The sequence below is a fragment of the Rhizobacter sp. P3_B12 genome (assembly GCF_056402895.1).
Map to the genome: position 1 here is coordinate 1 of NZ_JBFUGN010000932.1, position 2,426 is coordinate 2,426.

The 2,426-nt window shown below is 66.3% G+C and carries 3 protein-coding genes and 1 pseudogene; 2 read left to right on the forward strand and 2 right to left on the reverse strand.

All coding sequences use genetic code 11. From position 1 onward, the window contains the following. Together AC1D01_RS30270 and AC1D01_RS30275 are read right to left on the reverse strand one after the other, a co-directional pair. Positions 1-346: pseudogene (locus AC1D01_RS30270) on the reverse strand (hypothetical protein); the annotation flags it as partial. Positions 347-536: 190 nt separating this feature from the next. Further along, a complete protein-coding gene (locus tag AC1D01_RS30275) occupies positions 537-761 on the reverse strand; it encodes a hypothetical protein (RefSeq protein ID WP_047505575.1) in 225 nt (74 codons plus the stop codon). A gap of 191 nt (positions 762-952) precedes the next feature. Between AC1D01_RS30275 and AC1D01_RS30280 the strand changes: the two genes are divergently transcribed. Next, a complete protein-coding gene (locus AC1D01_RS30280; protein WP_477873030.1) occupies positions 953-2,188 on the forward strand; it encodes a YHYH protein in 1,236 nt (411 codons plus the stop codon). 23 nt (positions 2,189-2,211) lie between these two features. Next, on the forward strand, positions 2,212-2,426 hold a 215-nt coding region (locus AC1D01_RS30285; protein WP_477873032.1), incomplete at its 3' end, for a hypothetical protein.

The following is a 2,426-nucleotide window of genomic DNA, read 5'->3' on the forward strand; positions in this document are numbered from 1 at the left end:
GTTCAGGTTCGGGTGGGGGTTCGGGTGGGGGTTCGGACTGCGGCGGCGTCGGCACGTCGAGGGCCACGCTCGTGAGCTTGGGGGCATCGAGTGCGCCGGAGCCGCTGTCGATCACCTCCGACACGTCCTGCTCGGCAGGAATCTCGACCAGGCCCAGCCGCACCAGCTCCTCGAAATGCACGGTCTGCGCGCCGGCCTGGTGCGCCAGGCTCAGCACCTCGGCGAGCGTGCGCCGCCCGTCCACCAGGAACAGCACCGTGCGGTGCCGCTGACCGAGCCGCTGCGTGCGGGTGCGCAACTCGTCATGGCCGCTCGAGGTCTTGGTGGGAACGGAGGGCACGGTCATCGGGGATCATGGGTCGAAGGCACCATTGTGGCGCGAGAACTGGTAACCGTCAGTGGTCACTTCGCTCGCGTGCACAGGCGGGTTGAAGGCCGGATCGAACGGCACTCGCCCCTGTCATCGGCCTCGCGGCACCGGCCTGTAGGGCGCGGCGGCCCGGGTACACACCCGGTTTCAACTCGATCGTTCCAGATCAGAAGCGGCTGCGCGCCTTGCGCTTGTCGAGCTCGAGCAGCTGGTTCTTGATCAGCGCCTGCAGCACACGCAGGTTCGCCTCGGTCAGGCTGATGACGCTGGACGGCTCGTCGTCGTGGTTGGTCACCGTCTGCACCAGCGCATCGACCTTCAGATGCACCATGCCGTGGACGTCGTGTGCCATGGATTTCACACGCTGGATCTCGATGTTGTGGGTCTTCATGAACGCTCTCCGCGGGCCCGCTTGCCGGGCCAAGGGCGGCAGCGTAACGCAGACGGGGCGATGCGCCCCGGGGCTTGGCAACAAAGATGCAGGAATTGTGCAGAGGATCCGCTGCGTCGCTCCACAAAGCAGCTCTACCGTCCACGGTGCCTTTCATCCACATCCGAGCAACCGCTTTCTGGAGCCCCGCCGTGACCCACACCCCTTCGCGCGCCGTCCAACTCATCCGAAACCTGCTGCAGGTCGGGCCATTGCTGATGCTCGCCGCGTGCGGCGGCAACGGATCGTCCTCGTCGACCAGCACGACGAGCACCACGAGCACGACGGCGCCCGGCACGCCGACGCTGGATTCGGCAACCGCCGGCGACGCTCAGGCCGCCCTCGCCTTCACGGCGTCGACCAGCGGTGGCACGGCCACGAGCTACAGCGGCAGCTGCGCGGCCACCGGTGCCACCACCCGATCGGCCACTGGCACCAGCAGCCCGATCACCGTCACCACGTTGACGAACGGGACCACGTACACCTGCACGGTGACGGCGACCAACTCGGCGGGGTCGGCGACGTCGACGAGCAAGACCGTGACGCCGGCGGCGACGTCTTCGGGTGGCGGAACAACAACCACTGTCGACACCACGGCACTGCCTGTGGGCACCAGCAAGATCATCGAGACGGTCCCGACTGCTGTCGGCTATCTCTACAAGTGCACCAACACGACGAACCCGAACAACCCGGGCAACGTCGCGCAAGGCTGGATCAGCAGCGACGGAACGACCTGGAACCTGCAGACCAAATCGATCTACGCGGTGACCGGCAACGATTCATGGGTATCGACGTTCACGAACACGATCGCCAACGCCGTCCGCAGCCTGGCAGGGAACGGCTTGCCCAGCCACACCACCGGGATCTACGGAATCACGAATGCAACGAGCCCGCTGGCCTATCAGTACGACCACAACCCCAACAAGATCCTGACGAACACCGTTGCCTGGTCCGGGCTGAGCACCAATCCGACAGTCAATGCGACACCGACCTGCCTGGGCGGCGGAGCCGTCGGCATCTTCCTGACCGGAGCGCGCATGTTCGCCGCGTTCGATGCCAAGGGCCGCGACGCCCGGGCGTGGGAAGTCACCGATGCCTGCGAAGGCCACCCCGAGGGCACCGGCAAGTACCACTATCACAGCCTGCCGAAGTGCGGCTTGACCGCCGATGTCGCGAGCCAGCATTCAGCCGTGATCGGATATGCGGCCGACGGATTTGCCATCTACGGCGTGCAGGGTGATGCGGGCAAGACCATCACCAACGACGACCTCGACATCTGCCACGGGCACACCGACACCTCGGTGACGCAGTACCACTACCACACGACCGAGACCTTCCCGTACACGATCGGCTGCTACCGCGGCACGCCGATCACGAGCCACGACTGATCCAGTTCCGCATGCCCTCGCCCATGATCCGCCGCGCCGCCGTGCTGCTGTGCCTCGGCCTCGCCGTCATGACGGCGGGGGTCTCCGCCTTGTCCCTGTGGGCCGATTGGCGTCGGCCCGATTCCATCCTGGCCCACGACACGCTGCCCTTCTACGCGTCGGCCGACCTGAGGCCGCGCTGGGATCGCATCTCGTCGGTGCTGCGGGTCGATGGCTTCGAATTCACGAACCACCGCAA

What these genes read in the sequence shown, in the direction of transcription:
- AC1D01_RS30275 (WP_047505575.1), bottom strand. Translation starts at nt 761, where the DNA reads ATGAAGACCCACAACATCGAGATCCAGCGTGTGAAATCCATGGCACAC.